General features: G+C 44.3%; 10 protein-coding genes. 8 read left to right on the top strand and 2 right to left on the bottom strand.

All coding sequences use genetic code 11. The features are described 5' to 3' along the window. Positions 1-176: 176 nt before the first annotated feature. The gene (locus ACE1CD_RS17890) at positions 177-1,535 is read left to right on the top strand and encodes an SGNH/GDSL hydrolase family protein (protein WP_374794131.1); all 1,359 of its coding nucleotides are present in this window, start codon (positions 177-179) and stop codon (positions 1,533-1,535) included. A 144-nt stretch (positions 1,536-1,679) separates the two neighbouring features. Here the strand turns inward: ACE1CD_RS17890 and larC are convergent, their stop codons facing one another. Further along, on the bottom strand, positions 1,680-2,927 hold the full coding sequence (gene larC, locus ACE1CD_RS17885) for a nickel pincer cofactor biosynthesis protein LarC (RefSeq protein ID WP_374794132.1): 1,248 nt from the start codon (positions 2,925-2,927) through the stop codon (positions 1,680-1,682). 240 nt (positions 2,928-3,167) lie between these two features. On the opposite strand from larC, the gene ACE1CD_RS17880 reads away from it, so the two are divergent. The 7 genes from ACE1CD_RS17880 (at position 3,168) to ACE1CD_RS17850 (ending at position 16,891) form a co-directional block, all read left to right on the top strand. Beyond that, positions 3,168-3,350, top strand: a complete 183-nt coding sequence (locus ACE1CD_RS17880; protein WP_374825851.1) for a hypothetical protein — start codon at positions 3,168-3,170, stop codon at positions 3,348-3,350. Then, entirely contained in the window at positions 3,347-3,748 is a 402-nt protein-coding gene (locus ACE1CD_RS17875; RefSeq protein ID WP_374825849.1) for a hypothetical protein, read from the top strand. Before ACE1CD_RS17880 ends, ACE1CD_RS17875 begins: the two co-directional genes overlap by 4 nt. Before the next feature lie 266 nt (positions 3,749-4,014). Beyond that, a complete protein-coding gene (locus ACE1CD_RS17870; protein WP_374825847.1) occupies positions 4,015-4,677 on the top strand; it encodes an L-threonylcarbamoyladenylate synthase in 663 nt (220 codons plus the stop codon). A gap of 495 nt (positions 4,678-5,172) precedes the next feature. Beyond that, positions 5,173-6,423, top strand: coding sequence for a HetZ-related protein (locus tag ACE1CD_RS17865; protein WP_374825845.1), 1,251 nt, complete (start codon positions 5,173-5,175; stop codon positions 6,421-6,423). Between the two features lie 423 nt (positions 6,424-6,846). Then, positions 6,847-12,507 carry an AAA family ATPase gene (locus ACE1CD_RS17860; RefSeq protein WP_374825843.1) on the top strand — a complete coding sequence of 1,887 codons (5,661 nt, stop codon included), beginning with the start codon at positions 6,847-6,849 and terminating at the stop codon, positions 12,505-12,507. Between the two features lie 350 nt (positions 12,508-12,857). Then, complete coding sequence (locus ACE1CD_RS17855; RefSeq protein ID WP_374794137.1) at positions 12,858-13,454, top strand: PHP domain-containing protein; 597 nt, start codon at positions 12,858-12,860, stop codon at positions 13,452-13,454. A gap of 869 nt (positions 13,455-14,323) precedes the next feature. Next, positions 14,324-16,891: a PAS domain S-box protein gene (locus ACE1CD_RS17850; protein ID WP_374825841.1), complete on the top strand. Its 2,568-nt coding sequence runs from the start codon at positions 14,324-14,326 to the stop codon at positions 16,889-16,891. Positions 16,892-17,193: 302 nt separating this feature from the next. Here the strand turns inward: ACE1CD_RS17850 and ACE1CD_RS17845 are convergent, their stop codons facing one another. Continuing rightward, a complete protein-coding gene (locus tag ACE1CD_RS17845) occupies positions 17,194-17,877 on the bottom strand; it encodes a response regulator (RefSeq protein WP_374794139.1) in 684 nt (227 codons plus the stop codon). Positions 17,878-18,005: the final 128 nt, after the last annotated feature.

Raw genomic sequence — 18,005 nt, 5'->3', positions numbered from 1 at the left:
AACGATCGTACTAATAGATAAGGGTGAGTATTGTAGATATAGTATTTATCCTCTTGTGCAAATATAATTTTTGCCCGCTCAAATTTTTCGGATTTTTTTGTTATATTATCGTATATTTAGTAAATTGCTGACATCAATCCATGTCAGCCAGTTCACCCTTATCTTAACAAATAATTATGTTGAGCGATCGCGAGTTATTTAACGAAAATTACTATCTTGTCACCAACCAAGATGTAGCAGCAGCAGTATCAAAAGGCGAGTTTGCCAGCGGATTCGACCACTTTACCCGGTTTGGCGAATTTGAGCGTCGCAATCCCAGCGCTTTTTTCGATAGTGCCTATTATCTGCAACAAAATCTAGATGTTGCCGCCGAAGTCAACGCAGGTAAAACAACTGCATTTGAACACTTCATCGTGTTCGGTCAATCGGAACGGCGCAACCCCAATCTCTTGTTCGATACGGGTTTTTATCTTAGCAATAATTCCGATGTGGCTGCGGCTGTGGGAGCGGATCTACTTACGGGTATAGAACATTTTGTCAAATTTGGTGCTGATGAGCTACGTAACCCCAGCCGCTTCTTCGACACTAACTTTTATTTAAACCGAAACCCAGATGTTGCCCGAGCAACGCAAAGAGACGAAATTACTGGTGTAGAACACTACATGGAATTCGGTCAGTTTGAAGGTCGCATTCCTCGCCAGCTATTCAGTCAGATGTTCGTGTTTGGGGATAGCCTTTCAGACGATGGCAATTTGTTGGCCTTAACAGGAGGCGCTGTTCCGCCCAGTCCGCCTTACTTTAACGGACGTTTTAGCAACGGTCCGGTCTGGGTAGAAGACCTCGCGCCCACATTGGCATTACCTGTTAATCCCAGCACTAACTTTGCTGTTGGTGGTGCGACATCGGGAACTGTAAATGTGGGCAGTTCTCTCTTACCTGCATTGCAACAGCAGATCGATAATTTTGTGGTAGCTAATAGTGCGAGTGCAGACCCGAATGGGCTTTATGTGGTTTGGGCAGGTGCTAATGATTACCTTGGCGGCGGTTCGACAGATTTTGCGACGATAGTGAATAATTTGGCTAGTGCGGTCACAAAACTCGCCGCAGTTGGGGCGAGAAATTTTATGATGCCTAACTTGCCCAATCTAGGCGCAACTCCAGGTGCAGCTAGTAATGGGTCGCAAGTTCAGCAAGGACTCGCCCAACTGACCAACGCTCATAACAGCACTTTGGCGGCAACGATACAAAGTTTAGAACAAAATCCGAACATTAACATTATCCCTGTTGATGTTACTACTCTGTTTAGTGATGCGATCGCCAACCCAGCCAATTACGGATTCACCAATGTCACCAACAATTTGGTGCCAGGAGCGGGTACTAACCCAGCGGTGAGCGGATTTACCTTACCACCAGGAACTAACCCGAACGAGTATTTATTTTGGGATGCCATACATCCGACTGCCCGCGCCCACCAGTTAATTGCAGAAACAGCGCTGAAAACAACTACGGCGATTCCAGAAGCGGTAAGTATCTAGGGGCTAGGGCGTCGGGGCTAGGGCGTCGGGAAAGTCAAAAGTCAAAAGTCACTCAGTCAAAATTCCTCCCTCTTCCCTAATCCCTCTTCCCCGACGCCCTAGTCCCTAATCCCTAACCCCTAGCCCCTAATCCCTAACCCCTAGTTATCGGCTGTACCAAGCTTGTAAAGCCAGACGATGAACTTCGCGCCAACTGACGTTATTTTGTTTCGCCAAAGCAGCGCAATCTTCGTATTCCGGTTGCACGTTTGTAATACTACCGCTACTGCCAGCGACCTTGACGCGCACCTCACCGTAAGGAATGATAACTCGCTGAATTTCCCGTTGCAAAATTGCTCTGATTTGGGTGGAACGGCGGATACCTAATGTGGTGGTTTCTCGAAATAAAATTGCTTCGCAAGCTTGTTGATTTTCGGGATGACAGATAACAGTTAACAATACGCCCTGACGGGATTTTTTCATGATAATCGGTTGGCTAAAAACATCGAGGGCACCAGCTGCAAATAAGGCATCAAAAGTATATGCGATCGCCTGCGGACTGAGGTCATCAATTTGGGTTTCCAATACCGAAATTGTTTCCAACTCAGGCGATATACTTCCCTGACCTTCTGCCCCTCTGTCCCTGAGCCCTTCTGCTAAGATTTCTTCACCAATCCAGAGACGTAAAATATTAGGAATGGGCAACTGGCGGGAACCAGCGCCCAGACCGATGCGGTGGAGAATCATTGTCGGTGCGGGGCCAAAGCTGCTGGCCAAAGTAACTGCGATCGCCACACCCGTCGGCGTACACAATTCCTTCTCGATGCCATTACTGTAAACTGGCACTTGGCGAGACTCCCACAACTTCAGCACTGCTGGTGTGGGCACTGGTAGCTGACCGTGTGCCGCCGTTACCGTACCACCCCCAGTCGGCATTGCCGAACAGTAGATTTGGTCAATTCCCAACCAATCCAATCCCAGACAAGTACCGACAATATCGACGATCGCATCGGTCGCTCCAACTTCGTGAAAATGCACCTTATCCGGCGCTATACCGTGAACCGCGCCTTCTGCTTCTGCTAATTTGCGAAAAATTGCCAAACTGGCAGCTTGCGCCCGCACGGGCAACTTAGCTGCCAAAATCAAAGCTTCTATTTCTGGCAGATGGCGGTGATGACTGTGACCGTTACTGTGATGGTGATGATGGTCATCGGTCAAATCTACATGAACTTTAGTTGCTTGCTGACCGTTACGCTGGACGAGTTCCGCCCGTAACTCGTACTCGTGAGAAATACCCAAAAGGTGGAGCTTTTCTTTTATGTAGTCCAGGGGAACACCGGCATCGACCAGCGCTCCCAGACACATATCACCGGCAATGCCAGCAGGACATTCGAGGTAAGCTAACTTGTTCATTGGTTATCGGCGATCGCACGTAGCTAATTCTAGTTTTTCATAGCCGGGTGTGGTCAAAACCCGTTGCTATATCCAAAAAATTTCACTGCGTCCTCACGTCCCCGTATCACTATCAAGGAACAGGGTTTGCGGTGAACTTTGTGAGGCTGAACTGTTGGCTGTTAATTTATGGAAATATGGTAACATGAAAATATGTAAACATTACCAAAGATTGCCATATCCCCATGTCACAATGGGGGTATGGCAAAAGAAACTACGATGCACGTTGTCATCCCCGCTGACTTAAAAAAAGAATTCAAGTCAGTTTGCGTACTTAAAGAAGTGAACATGAGCCAGGTTGTTTGTGAACTAATTCAAGATTGGCTAGAGAAGAATAAGGGTATGGGAACGGTGGTAACGAACCAACCAGGCAACAACCAATGACCCAAACTCCAGACAATCGACTAGACCGAATAGAGCGAGTACTCGACAATCTGGTCACTAACCAACTCAACGAACGGGATGCACGTTTGGCCCAAAGAGAAGACTTAGAAATTCTCTACCAAACCATCCAGCAGATCGGCGAAGGAGTAAACGCCAACAGAGAAGCCATCTCCGAGATGAGAGAGGCTATCTCCGAGATGAGAGAGGCCATCTCCGAGATGAAAGAAAGCGAGCAAAATATGCAAAGCGCAGTTAGCAACCTAACCGTCACGATGCTACAGTTCGCCCAAAACGCCGAAGCAGATAGGGCTGCTATGCGGCAGATGCAGGCAGAGATTCAGCAAATCTGGCAGTATCTGCTGTCCCAACGTTCTAACGGCAGCAGCGGTAGCAGTTGACCATTTTTTGAATTCAAAATTCAAAATGTAATTTCTTCATTCGCAGCCCGAACATATTTTTTATTAGGCAATCGCCTCCGGACATAAAAATTGTTAATAACCGCGATCGTCGCCTGAATGCTAAGCGCATCCGCGCCGCAGTCGCGTTCGCCCCTAAATAACGCATATTTCGTTATTTTTGTCAATTTATTTGGCTGGACTGGCACTCTAGGCGTCGGGCTTCTGGCGAATTAAGCTAATGTTAGACATTAGCCAACGAAAAATTTATGGCTACGATTTACACAATTCATCCGGATACTCCGCAAGCCCGCAGTATAGAGCAAATTAAAGATGCCCTCAAGGATGGGGCAGTGATGCTGTACCCCACCGATACGGTCTACGCGATTGGCTGCGATCTGTATATTAAGTCGGCGGTGGAACGAGTGAGGCGCATTAAACAGCTATCGAATGACAAACCTCTAACTTTCCTTTGTCCTTCTTTATCTGATGTTTCCACTTATGCGTGGGTGAACGACTCCTCCTACAGGATTATGAAGCGTCTGATTCCAGGGCCATATACGTTTATATTACCGACAACTAAGTTAGTGCCTCAGCTGGTAATGAATCCCAAGCGCAAAACTACTGGGATTAGAGTCCCGAATCATAAGGTATGTTCGGCTTTGTTAAATGCACTGGGCAATCCGATTATTTCTACTTCGGCGCACGTACTCAGCCATGAAGAGTATGCGCCTATGCCTGGGGTAGAAAGTAATGGCTTTTTCTCGCGGGTGGAATTGTTCGATCGTTTGGAAAAGCTGGTCGATGCGATCGTGGATAACGGACAGGAACCGGGATATGAGGGTTCGACTATTCTGGATTTGACGGGGGAAGAACCTGTTGTGGTACGACAGGGGTTGAAATGGGAGGAAGTTGCTGCTTGGGTTGTTTGAAGGGGATAGGGAAGTCAAAAGCCAAAAGTCAAAAGTCAAAAGTTAAATCCAGTTTGGTGCGATTTTTGAAGAAGTTTTGAAGAAAAACTGTTAAGTGTGAAGTAAACGTGAAATTCGATCGCTCCTCAGTTATTTGTGCCAATGATGGATGACTGATGAGGAATGACCGCTCGTTACCAGTTGGCTGACTGTCCACTCAATAGACAATTGCGATCGCAACTAACAGATGTGCGATCGCATTCGGTGTAAATGCCTAAAACTCTCTCTGCACAATGGATTAGGCTGTTTCTATGCGTTCTCTGAGAACAAACTCGCTTCAACAGTTCCAGAGCTAATTTTTGACCACCCAAAGAACAGGGACACCGCTATAACTGCGGCAAATTCAGACTGCTTAGAGTCTAAATGTAAGCGGTTGAGGCAACACCAGTTGCAGCCAACTTCCCTCAAACGCTCAACAACTCTCAGTCCTTTATGGTGTCATCTCTCCAATTAACTATGAAAACCGCATATAGAAATTTCCCTACTGCAACTCTAGAAGCTCTACCAAAAACTACTGTTATGGACATCCACCCTTCAGAGCAAGAGTCCGAAATGGACAGCGTTGCCCTCGCCAACGAAATTTCTCAAGAATTGCAAGCTCAAATTCAGTCAGACAGAGGAGTAAAAATATCGAGTGCTGCTGTCAACGCAGTGGCAAATCGATTAGCTAACGAGGTGGAAAGAATTTGTCGCCAGAGTTCGCGCATCCAAAAATCCGGCCAAATTCGCTCTTGGCAACTAACTTTGGGGCGGCATCGGTTGCAAAAGTGTCTATCTTATTACAATCTCGGTTCTAAGCAAGGGCGCGTCGAACTGCACAGCACTTTGGGTGCGATCGTCTATCGCTACATTACACCAATGCGTCAGCCGTTAAGCTTCCAAGCTCGCTATCACCTAGTCGAAGACTTCTTACAAGGCTTTTTCATGGAGTCGCTCAAAGCTTTCCGCAGAGAAACGGAACTTCCAGAGGATTACACGCCGCGCAACTCGCTGGAAGTGGCGGAATATTTGGCATTCACGGAACAATATGCCAGACGGCGGATTAATTTGGGCGGCGGTGCCAGTCAACAGTTAATTATACTCCGCGCCCAAACTTTCTCTCGCCGCCAACCGGCGGAGACTGCGGTGGATATGGAGTCAGCTGCTGAATCTCCTAAAGGTGAAGAGGCCCAAACTCAACGACGCGACGCCGCTATGCAGCAGGTGCGTGCTTCTATGGTGGCGGAAACAACCGATCCGGCGGAAGCGGTGTTGCGCGATCGATTGATATCGGAATTGATACAATATCTGGAATCTCAAGGTCAATCGGATTGTGTCGATTATCTGACTTTAAAGCTGCAAGACCTCTCGGCACAGGAAATCGACGAAGTTCTCGGTCTGTCTTCCCGTCAGCGTGACTACCTGCAACAGCGCTTTAAGTACCATGTGGAAAAGTTTGCCCGCCTACATCAATGGCAATTAGTGCATCAATGGTTAGGTGCGGATCTCGATCAAAAGCTGGGGATGAATACTCGGCAGTGGGAAGCGTTTTGGCAGCAACTGACGCCACAGCAGCAGCAATTGTTGGAACTCAAACGTCAAGGAGTTAGCGATCGCGAAATCGCCTCTGCCCTCAAATGGACTGCCAAACAAGTGGAAAAGCGTTGGTCTCAGCTTTTGGAACTGGCTTGGCAAGCTCGTAACAGCAGCACTTCTACCCAAAAATAGCGATGCAAAATTTTCCAGGGAATGGGTTGATTTTAGTTTAGTACAGATGCGATCGCGTCTGTACTTTGGCTTATCCCACGGCTATGATTAAGTTTTTTTTACATTTTTGTTTGTTTTTGTTACCTCTTTTGTTGAGGTTTGTTGAAAAAAAACTAATTTTTTTTAATTTTATGTAATCTTGAATACAGCAGCTAATTTTCCTATCTAGCTTGACTTCAGCCTACGGGTAGATTTAGCTCCGCGTTAACTGTTACTTTCAACCAGGGTAAGACGAGTTTAGAGACATCTGCTGACTGTCAGTATATGGCTCTAACTTTCCATCGCAATTTTCAAGTTGCTGAGCTGTCACGGCTCGCATTATCAGTGAGATTACCGATCGAATTGATAGTACATTCACTTAGTTAAATCAAGAGAGCGAGGAAAATGCTTACCCTTAACGATTATCAAATCCTATCTTTACCTATTCATGAAGGCGTAAAAACCTTAATTTACCGGGCTTATAGAGAGCGGGATAATACAAGTGCGATCGTCAAAACCCTGAAAGCCGAATATCCAACTTTAGAAGAAATTACCCGCTTGCGTCATGAATACAAAATTCTGGAATATCTGCATATAGAAGGAATTATTAAAGTATATAGTTTGGAGAATTATAAAAACGGTTTGGCATTGCTATTAGAGGATTTTGGGGATAAATCGCTCAAAGATTTAATGACATCTCAAAAAATTCCATTACTTTCGTTTCTTTCTATCGCCATTCAACTGGCGTCAATCTTGGCAGACCTACACAAAAACAAGATAATTCATAAAGATATCAAACCGCAAAATATTCTGATAGACAGTCAAACATGGGCTGTCAAAATTATTGATTTTAGCATAGCCACGCGCCTTTATAGAGAAACTGCGACGATCGAAAATCCCAACTTACTAGAAGGGACGATCGCTTATATCTCACCAGAACAAACAGGACGAATGAATCGGTCAATTGACTATCGTACCGATTTCTATTCATTGGGAGTTACTTTCTATGAAATATTAACGGGCAAGCTACCATTTCAGTCGAACGATCCGATGCAATTGGTGCATTGTCATATTGCCAAAAAACCAGTACCGCCTCATCAAGTAAACCAAGAAATTCCAGAAGCAGTTTCAGAAATAGTGATGAAATTATTATCCAAAGCTGCGGAAGAAAGATACCAAACTGCTCTGGGACTAAAAGCAGACCTAGAAAATTGTTTGAATCAGCTATTGACAAACGGCAAAATTGAAAACTTTATTCCCGGTCAACTAGACAAATCCGCACAATTTATTATTCCGCAAAAACTTTACGGAAGGGAAACCGAGGTTGACCAACTTCTGAAAACATTTCTTCGCGTTGCTGCTGGTACAACAGAAATGATTCTGGTCAGCGGTTATTCAGGAATTGGCAAAACTTCCGTCGTCAATGAAGTTCACAAACCGATTGTGGGAGCGCGAGGTTATTTTATTTGGGGCAAATTCGACCAATTCAAACGCAACATTCCTTACGCCGCTCTTATGCAAGCATTTCAAGAATTGATGCGGCAGATTTTAACAGAAAATACCGAAAAAATCAAAAATTGGAAAGACAAACTTTTAGATGCGATCGAGCAAAATGGTCAAGTAATTATTGACGTAATTCCCGAAGTTGAAAAAATTATTGGGACACAGCCAGCCGTACCGCAAATGGGCCCAACTGAATCCCAAAATCGCTTCAATCGCGTGTTTCAAAAATTTATTCAGGTATTTACAAAACCAGAACACCCGCTAGTCATATTTTTAGATGATTTACAGTGGGCAGATTCGGCTTCACTGAAATTGATTCAGAACATAATGACCGACTCGGATATCAAATATCTATTGACGATCGGCGCGTATAGAGATAACGAAGTCAATCCGACTCATCCCACTATCCAAACTATAGAAAAAATTCAACAAGCTGGGACATCGGTCAGTAATATCGTCCTACAACCTCTAAATTTATCTCACGTCAGCGAACTATTAGTCGATACCCTCGATCGAGCAAAAACTTTACCCAATCGCCTGTACCCATTAGCAGAGCTACTTTTTAACAAAACTCAGGGTAATCCCTTCTTTTTAACGCAACTGCTGCAAACTCTTCATGCGGAAAAACTATTGCATTTCGACTTCAGCGAAGGGCGATGGCTTTGGGACATAGAAGAAATTCAAAGTATTGGAATTACCGATTACAATGTCGTCGAACTCGTTGCTAGAAATATTCAAAAATTATCTGACAACGCAATTAGCATTTTAAAATTAGCTGCCTGCATTGGCAATCAATTTAATTTAGATGTCCTTGCCATTGTCAATGAGAAATCTGTTATAGAGACTGCCAACGATTTGTGGTCAGCACTGCAAGCAGGTTTAATTCTGCCTCTAAGCAATACCTACAAAGTTCCTCTGGCGATCGCTCAAGAGTCATCCGCGATAAGTCATTTGGAAATGACTAATGACCGAGAACAAATCTCAATTAGCTACAAGTTTCTCCATGACAGAGTTCAGCAAGCTGCTTATTCGCTGATTCTGGACGATCGCCAGAAAGCAACTCACCTGAAAATTGGTCAATTGTTGTTGCAAAAAACATCTAAATACGCACTAGAAGAAAATATCTTTGATATTGTCAACCAGCTAAATATCGGTGTGGAACTGCTGGTGAAACAAGTCGAAAAAGATGAACTGGCAAAACTTAATTTAATCGCTGGCAAAAAAGCAAAGTCAGCCACTGCAATAGAAGCCGCTGTTAGGTATTTAAATGTAGGTTTGTCACTTCTGCCAGAGTCGAGTTGGGATACCGATTATAACCTGACGCTTGATTTGTATGTAGAAGCGGTGGAAGCTGAATATCTCAATACCAACTACGAAAGAGGAGCCGCACTTTCTGAAGTAGCGATCGACAAAGCTAAAACTTTGCTAGAAAAAGTTCCAGTGTATGAAACAAAAATCCTGTTTTATATATCTCAAAATCAGCTGCAAGAAGCGATAGATACGGCATTGCAAGTTCTGCAAATGCTGGGTGTGCGGTTGCCGAATCGACCGGGAAATGTCAATGTTATTGTGGCGCTAATTCAGACCAAATTAACTTTGGGAAGAAAACCCATAGAAGATTTAAGCAAACTTCCCGAAATGACCGATGCTTCTAAACTAGCAGCAATGCGAATTTTGAAGAGCGTCGCTGCGCCTGCGTTTATTGCAAATCCGGCAATAGGGTTACTGGTTATTTTAACGATGGTAAACCTTTCTATTAAATACGGTAATTCCTCTGTTTCGGCTTTTGCCTATGTTTTTTATGGCATGATTTTGTGTGGGGCGTTAGGAGATATCGATTCTGGATATAAATTCGGTCAACTGGCTTTAAGCGTGTTGGATCGGTTTGATGCCTATGCTCTGAAAGCCAAAGTTATCAGTATGATTAACGGTTATATTATACCGTGGAAAACCCATGCAAAAGAAACTATAGAACCTTTAACAGAAGCAATTCATAGCGGACTGGAAACTGGAGATATAGAATATGCCGGTTATAGTGCAACAACATATTGCCTAGCAGTATTATTTACGGGCGAACATTTGGAAAATGTCGCTCAAAAATATAACCAATATATTGAATTAATGTCGAAGATAAAGCAGGAATTTTTGATAAACTATAAAAAGATTTGGAAGCAATTCGCATTAAATATGCAAGGTTTGTCAGAGAATCATTGCGTTTTAGTAGGGCAGAGTTTTAATGAATTAGAAATGTTGCCCGGTTTAATAGAAGCTAAAAACGGCACTTCCCTGTTTGCGGTATATCTGGCTAAATTAATACTCTTTTATTTATTTAAAGATGTCGATCGCGCTGTAGAAAACGCCGATTTAGCGGCCAAATACTTAGAATCCGCTGGCGGGATGATGCTGCCTGCCGAACACAATTTTTACTATTCTCTAGCTCTTCTAGCTCGGTATCGGAATGCTTCTACAAGCGAGCAAAAGCAATATATAAAAAAGGTGCGATCGCAGCAAAATAAAATGAAAAAATGGGCCGTGTACGCTCCCTATAACTTCGAGCATAAGTATCTGTTAGTCGAAGCTGAGAAGGCGCGAGTTTTGCGAAAAGAAGGGAAAGCGACTGATTGTTACGAACGAGCGATCGCACTTGCCAAAAAACACGGCTACATCCAAGAAGAAGCGCTCGCTAACGAACTAGCAGCAGAGTTTAATTTTTCACTTGGCAAAGAGAAAATTGCTCACACTTATTTGACCGAAGCATATTATGGCTATATTCGCTGGGGAGCGAAGAGCAAAGTCAAACATTTATCAGAAAGATATCCGGAATTTTTCGCTCGCCTACTTGTCAGAGAAACACCTAGTATAGAAGTAACCCTGACAGCAACCGTTACCACAGGAGGAAGTGCGGCGGAACTGGATTTGGTTTCCGTTATGAAAGCATCGCAAGCGATTTCCTCGGAAATAGTTCTTGACCATTTGCTGGATAAGTTGATGCAGATTGCGATCGAAAATGCCGGCGCGAGAAAAGGTTTCTTATTCTTACGTTCCCAACTCGAATCCAGTCAGGAAGAAACCTCACCTACTGAAACAGTCTCCCCTCAGAAAAAAAGGGGAAATAAGTTGGTGCTAGTAGCGGAAGGTTGTGTAGAAAAAGATAAAGTGCGAGTGCTACCATCTGTACCCATCGAATCTCGCCCGGATCTGCCCGTGGCAGTAATCAATTATGTAGAAAGAACTGGAGAAACGGTGGTATTAAACAATGCTAATTTAGAGGGAAGATTTGCGAGCGACGCTTATATTATCAGAACTCAACCAAAGTCGATTTTATGTATGCCCATTCTCCAGCAAGGTAAGCTGCGCGGGATTCTTTATTTGGAAAATAATCTGGCGGTGGGAGCTTTTACCCAACAGCGTTTGGAAATATTAAAGCTATTAGCCGCTCAAGCCTCTATTTCTCTGGAAAACGCCAGTTTTTATGAGGATCTGCAAACTTATTCCTCGCAATTGGAAAAGCAGAATACGGCTTTGCAAGCATCGGAAATGCGGGAAAGGGAAAAAGCTCTCCAACTCGAGCAATCGTTGCATAAGTTGCAACAGACACAGGCACAACTCGTTCAGACTGAGAAGATATCTAGTTTGGGGCAATTGGTGGCGGGTGTTGCTCATGAAGTAAATAATCCCGTCAGCTTTATCGCTGGCAATCTGCATCACGCTACTGAATACACTTCGGACTTGATCGACCATTTACTGCTATATCAAAAGTACTACCCAAATCCAGAAGTGGAAATTCAAAACCACGCACAAGATATTGAGATGGAATTCCTGCGGAACGATTTGCCTTCTTTGCTTCGTTCTATGAAGGTGGGAACCGATCGCATTCGCGAGATTATGCAGTCGTTACGCAATTTTTCGCGAGTTGACGAAGCGGAGAAAAAGCTAGTGGATCTTCACTCTGGGCTTGATAGTACGCTGATGATTCTACATCATCGCCTGAAAAGTAAGGGGGATCGTCCGCCGATAGAAGTGGTTAAAAATTACGGCCATTTGCCTTCTGTTGAGTGTTATCCAGGGCAGCTAAATCAGGTGTTTATGAATATTTTGGCTAATGCGATCGATGCCTTGGAAGAAGCACAGGGGCAACCCCTACCTCTCCCCGTCCGATCGGGAGGGGAAAGAGAAAAGGGAGAGAGACAAGAGAATTCCCCTCTCCCTCTCTCTCCTGCCTTTCCTTGTTTCCCAATCGAAAATCCACAGATTTGCATTGCTACGGAAGTGCTGGATGGCAATCAAGTGGCTGTCCGAATCAAAGACAATGGCCCTGGAATCCGAAAAGAAGTACTGTCTCGGTTGTTTGACCCATTCTTTACTACCAAACCTGTGGGTAAAGGAACTGGTTTGGGGTTATCGATTAGCTACCAAATTGTGGTAGAAAAACACGGCGGTCAGCTGAAGTGCGTTTCGTCACCAGGAGAGGGATGTGAGTTTATCATTGAAATTCCAGTACGGCAACAATCGAAACAGCAAATAACCCCTAAAAATAGCGAAAAAAAGAGCGAAATGGCTTGATCTCGATTTCTTGTGGGTAGGGGCCTTCCCCAATCTGGATATAGTGGCTTTCTACAGGCGGGGCTTATGCTCTGCTTGTCAGGGGTGTTGTCTGGGAAGGGAGGATGATACTATTGTATAGTTTTGCTAAGTTAGTGTTGTTTGTTGCATTCCCTAATCGAGATTGATTAGCCGATCCACTTAAAAAAGTTATCCATTATACACTAACGCACGCGACTTGTGAGGCGCTTATGCCAATCAACCTTCAGACTTCAAATTCAGCCCAGATAGCAAATGCTGAAGTATCAGCACTAAGGAAAGTCTTCAAAACAATTAACGCGGACAGCTGTCCGCGATATTTCAATTTTCATATGCACACCATTTACTCGGATGGCAACTTGAAGCCGGAAGAGTTGATCGATCAAGCTCTTGCGATCGGTCTGAAAGGATTTGCCATCACGGATCACCACACTATTGGCGGTTACGAGGTGGCTAAAAGCTGTTTAAATTACAGGAAACAGCAGAGACAACCCGATGACTCTGACTATTCTGTACCTCATTTGTGGATTGGCGTTGAAATTACTTCTCGGCTTCTGGGAACTGAGGTTCACATTCTGGGCTATGGCTTTGACCCAGAACACCCTGCTATGCTGACTTATCTGCTGGGTCAGAGTCCTTTGGATGCAGAGGCTGAAGCAGCTAACGTGATTGCAGCTATTCATGAGGCTGGTGGCTTAGCGGTATTGGCTCACCCAGTTCGCTATCGGCGCTCAGCTGCGGAACTGATTGCAGAAGCGGCTAGGATTGGCATTGATGGCGTCGAAACTTACTACGCCTACGGCAATCCCAACCCTTGGCGTCCCAGCCCGGAGCAAACGCAACAGGTGGAACAGTTAAGTACATCTTATGAATTGTTAAATACCTGCGGCACCGATACTCACGGTCTCAATTTGCTGCTGCGCCTCTAGAAATCGATCGGCACCATTTGTTTAGCGGTAAAGAGGCTGGCTTTGCCGTTACTTCACATAGCTTAGTTTTGTATCTTTTCACCGCTAAAATGCCCGATAATTCACTTCAATTTGTGAATAACTTATTGGCATTTTGTTTCTATATTCAGCAGAGTGTTCGGGGTAGGACAAAATACAAAGCTAAGCCGATCGTTGACTGTTAGCTGTAGCCACGTTAGCGGTAGGCACTACCGTAGCAAATCATCAAAAATGGCTTTTCTGTTCTGAGTGCGATCGCGATTAGAAACCGCCAGTTTGTATGCTCATCAAGGCAAATACACCTACGCTGGCTAAAATTAATAGCGCTCCCAGAGAAATTGACTGACCCAAATGTTTTGCAGTTTGAGAATTTTTCATGACTGATTTTTTTTGTTTAGTGAAGGATTGAATTTAAATTAACAGTATTTTCACTTAAAAATTTAAAAAGTCAAATTTCTTAAATTTACTTAATTTATCGTAAAAAAAACAGATGCAGTTACTCTCGTAAAGTCGCCCAGATGATGGATGTGACCAAGGCCCCATTTGCCTATTTTTGTAAAAAGTATAAATAAATACTTTGGCATTAGAGAATTCTCAAGCGATCATAGAAATTATAGAGTCGCGAAGCACGGTTATATTGTCAAAGCGAAAGTCTCCAAAGGCAAGGAGCAGGTAATACCGTATAACTATGTCAAAACAGGGTGGTTATGACTGTAGAAAATATATCTGTGGAGTGGGAAAAAAGGCGGGCAAGGGGTGGTGTTAAATTGGCGACGCAGATATTTTTCCTCCCCCTTCTCGTAGGGAGTTGCGGCATCCTGACTAGCTTATGGCTGTGGAGGGCAGTAAAAATGGAAGCCCAAACACATATGGAGACAAAGGTTAATTTAGCCGCTCAGACACTGAAAAACGAAGTGCAAGGAAGCCTGGAAGCTCGTATTGTCACATTGAGGCAGATGGCAAATCGTTGGCAAACTCAGGGGAGGCCAAACAGAAGGGAATGGAAAGCAGCTGCCCAAGCTTATCTGGATGTTTACCCAAATTGCCAGATTCTACAGTGGGTAGATACCTCGTTTCTGCCGCGCTGGACAATCTCAACAGAAGGAATTGCAGACCCAGATAGAAAGTTGCACGAACAATTGCTGGCAGCGAAAGGCAGCAAAAGGCAGGATGTTATGGTATTTCCTTCGCTTTCGCCACAAGGAAGCAAACAATTGTGGATTTATGTTCCTTTGTCATCAAAAGAAAGCAAATACGGTTTCCTTTTCGCTGCTTTTACGACAGAAGGCTTGTTCAAAACAAGATCGAATAAAGATATTCTTCCCCAATATGGGTTAAGCGTGTTTGATGGCAATACCGAAATCTTCAGTCGCAACAAAGAGGATAGCCAAAATGCAGATGTTTGGGGACGGGAAATAACTTTTCCCCTGGATGGTGTGACTTTGCGATCGCGCCTCTGGCCGAGTTCCCGGCTACTAACTGAAGAACGATCGCAATTACCGGAATCGCTGCTGACGATGGGAATTTTAATGTCAGGCTCCCTGACTTTGGCGGTATACAGCATTCAAAAAGCGGGACGACAGGCAAAACAGGTAGAGGTAGCAAAATTTACTTTATATCAACAAATTAGCGAACGCGAACAGGCAGAGACAGCATTGCAGCAATACGTACAGACGATCGATCTGGCGAATGAAGCAATTATCATTCGAGATCTGGACGATTTGATCGCTTATTGGAATACAGGCGCAGAAAATTTGTACGGATGGAAAAAGCAAGAAGCATTAGGCAAATACATCCACACATTTTTGAAAACGATATTTCCGCAACCATTGGAAGAAATCCTCGAAATATGTTTGCGCGAGGGACATTGGGAAGGAGAACTTCTCGACACTAAACGTAACGGCAAACAAATTCCTGTAACGAGCAGTTGGACTTTGCAGTGGGATAAAAATGGCAATCCATTAAGCATTTTAGAAATCAATAAAGATATCAGCGAACGCAAACAAATTCTGGAAGCTTTGCGGCAAAGCGAAGAACGGTTTCGCTGTGCCATTTTTTATGCACCGTTACCGCTCATCATTTATGCGGAAGATGGAGAGATAGTAACGGTCAATCAAGCCTGGACAGAATTGAGCGGTTATCGTCAGGAGGATATTCCCACTATTGCCGATTGGACAGAAAAAGCGTATGGAGAAAGAAAACAACTGGTCAAAGCAGATATCGACAGATTGTATAACATTAACAGCCAAGTAGCAGAAGGCGAATATGTCATTACCGCATCCAATGGTTCGCAAAAAATTTGGGAGTTTAGTTCTGTTCCTTTGGGTCAATTACCGGATGGGAGACGGTTGGTGATGAGTATGGCGGTAGATATTACCGATCGCAAACAAGTACAGTCAGTTTTGCAGCAGTCAGAAGCGCAAATCAGACAAAAAGCAACCGAACTGGAGGCAGCTTTACAAGAACTGCAAAATACCCAAGCGCAGCTGATTCAAAGTGAAAAAATGTCTTCTCTGGGTCAACTGGTGGCTGGTGTGGCGCACGAAATTAATAACCCGGTTAACTTCATCTACGGCAATATCGCTTATGCTAGAGAATATGCGGAAGATTTATTAAGACTGGTACAAATTTATCAAGAGGAATATCCCCATCCGAAAGAAAGAATCGCAGAGGAAATTGAAGCGATCGACTTAGAATTTATGATGGCAGATTTGCCCAAAGTTCTCGCTTCTATGAAGGTAGGGTCTGAACGCATCCGCGAGATCGTTCAGTCGTTGCGCCACTTCTCCCGCTTAGACGAGTCAGACAGGAAAGAAGTCGATATTCACGAAGGCATTGATAGTACGCTGATGATTCTGCAAAACCGATTGAAAGATAAACCAGATCGTGTCGGTATTCAAGTTATTAAAGAGTATGGCAAATTGCCGTTAGTGGAGTGCTACGCCGGACAACTCAATCAGGTATTTATGAATCTGCTGAGTAATGCGATCGATGCTTTGGAGGAATCCAACAAAAGGCGATCGGATCGGGAAATTCAGGCTAATCCCAACACGATTACTATTCGCACCGAAATAGTCCGCTGTCCGGGGTCAGCCGTTAGTGGAAACCCCCCTATTTTTACCTCCCCATCTACGGAGGAGGAGGGAAAGAGGGAATCTGACAACAAAGAACTGAGAACTGACAAAGTAGTGATTCGCATTGCCGACAATGGCCCAGGAATTACGGAAGAAGTACGCAAACGCCTGTTCGATCCATTTTTTACGACTAAACCGATCGGCAAGGGAACGGGATTGGGTTTGTCGATTAGCTACCAAATTGTAGTAGAAAAGCATGGCGGCAAATTGGAATGTTACTCCCAACTAGGGTTAGGATCTGAGTTTGCGATCGAAATTCCCCTGCGCCAACCCAAAATGTCATAATTGCAGATTTGAGATGGCAAATTTTAAATTTATAGGACTTACGCCAAGAAACCGGGTTTCTTAGAAAAATCGTTGCTTTCTCAACTACATATCGACGAAGAAACCCGGTTTCTGACTTCGGCGTGCAGAAACTTACGCCAAGAAACCGGGTTTCTTAGAAAAATCGTTGCTTTCTCAACTACATCGACGAAGAAACCCGGTTTCTGACTTCGGCGTGCAGAAACCAGATTTATTAGGTTGTTTGCATAAGTCCTACACCTGCAATCTAAAATCTGAAATCTAAAATCTAAAATCTGAAATTATTAGCGGGTTAACCCGTGTTCGAGGGCGTAGCGCACTAACTCGGTGCGGCTGTTGGTGCCGGTTTTGCTGAATAAGCGGCTGACGTATTTTTCGACGTTGCGAACGCTAGTTTCCAGACGACGGGCGATTTCTTTGTTCATCAATCCTTCTGCCACTAAGTCGAGGACGCTTTGTTCTCTGGGGGTGAGGTCTATTTTGATCGGTGAGGCTGTTTGTGCGATCGCAGGTCGCTGTTTTAATTGTTCCCTAATTTCCGCCAACTGACGCGCTATTTCGTCCAGGTTAGTACCTTCAGATGGCTTATCGGTAGCACCTCTGCGTTCCAACAAATTTTCGACGATCGCAACTAACTCATCCGGGTCAAATGGCTTGGACAGATACGCATCGCAACCGGCATTGTAGCCTTGAATGCGGTCTTTAGTCATACCTCTCGCGGTCAAAAATACTACCGGTAATGTCTTGAAGCGAGGGTCTTCCCGCATTTGCTTGAGGAACTGATAGCCATCGACTTGCGGCATCATGATATCTGTAATTACCAAGTCCGGCGTATGCTGTTGCAGTTTTTGCCAGCCTTCGTTGGCGTTAGCCGCAACGTCAACGCTAAAATCGCTGTCTTCCAGATAAGCTTGCACCGCTTCCCGCAGTCCGGGTTCGTCATCGACCAGTAACAGTTGTCCCGTCATTTGCAATCACCTTTGCGCTCTACTATTTTTTAATTTACATAAATCCCTAATTCGGTTATCCACCCTTAGAACGAACTTGACTTATGTTATTTAGTATGGTATAGTCGTCTGACTTAAGGGCGATCGAT

Origin of the sequence: Aerosakkonema sp. BLCC-F183 (assembly GCF_041929145.1) — a bacterium.
Classification (GTDB): domain Bacteria; phylum Cyanobacteriota; class Cyanobacteriia; order Cyanobacteriales; family Aerosakkonemataceae; genus Aerosakkonema.
Note: the sequence above shows the minus strand (reverse complement) of the source record. Positions and strands in the feature narration are given on the sequence as shown.

Coding starts and splice junctions, on each gene's coding strand:
- ACE1CD_RS17890 (WP_374794131.1), top strand. CDS start 177: ATGTTGAGCGATCGCGAGTTATTTAACGAAAATTACTATCTTGTCACC.
- larC (WP_374794132.1), bottom strand. CDS start 2,927: ATGAACAAGTTAGCTTACCTCGAATGTCCTGCTGGCATTGCCGGTGAT.
- ACE1CD_RS17880 (WP_374825851.1), top strand. CDS start 3,168: ATGGCAAAAGAAACTACGATGCACGTTGTCATCCCCGCTGACTTAAAA.
- ACE1CD_RS17875 (WP_374825849.1), top strand. CDS start 3,347: ATGACCCAAACTCCAGACAATCGACTAGACCGAATAGAGCGAGTACTC.
- ACE1CD_RS17870 (WP_374825847.1), top strand. CDS start 4,015: ATGGCTACGATTTACACAATTCATCCGGATACTCCGCAAGCCCGCAGT.
- ACE1CD_RS17865 (WP_374825845.1), top strand. CDS start 5,173: ATGAAAACCGCATATAGAAATTTCCCTACTGCAACTCTAGAAGCTCTA.
- ACE1CD_RS17860 (WP_374825843.1), top strand. CDS start 6,847: ATGCTTACCCTTAACGATTATCAAATCCTATCTTTACCTATTCATGAA.
- ACE1CD_RS17855 (WP_374794137.1), top strand. CDS start 12,858: ATGCACACCATTTACTCGGATGGCAACTTGAAGCCGGAAGAGTTGATC.
- ACE1CD_RS17850 (WP_374825841.1), top strand. CDS start 14,324: ATGGAAGCCCAAACACATATGGAGACAAAGGTTAATTTAGCCGCTCAG.
- ACE1CD_RS17845 (WP_374794139.1), bottom strand. CDS start 17,877: ATGACGGGACAACTGTTACTGGTCGATGACGAACCCGGACTGCGGGAA.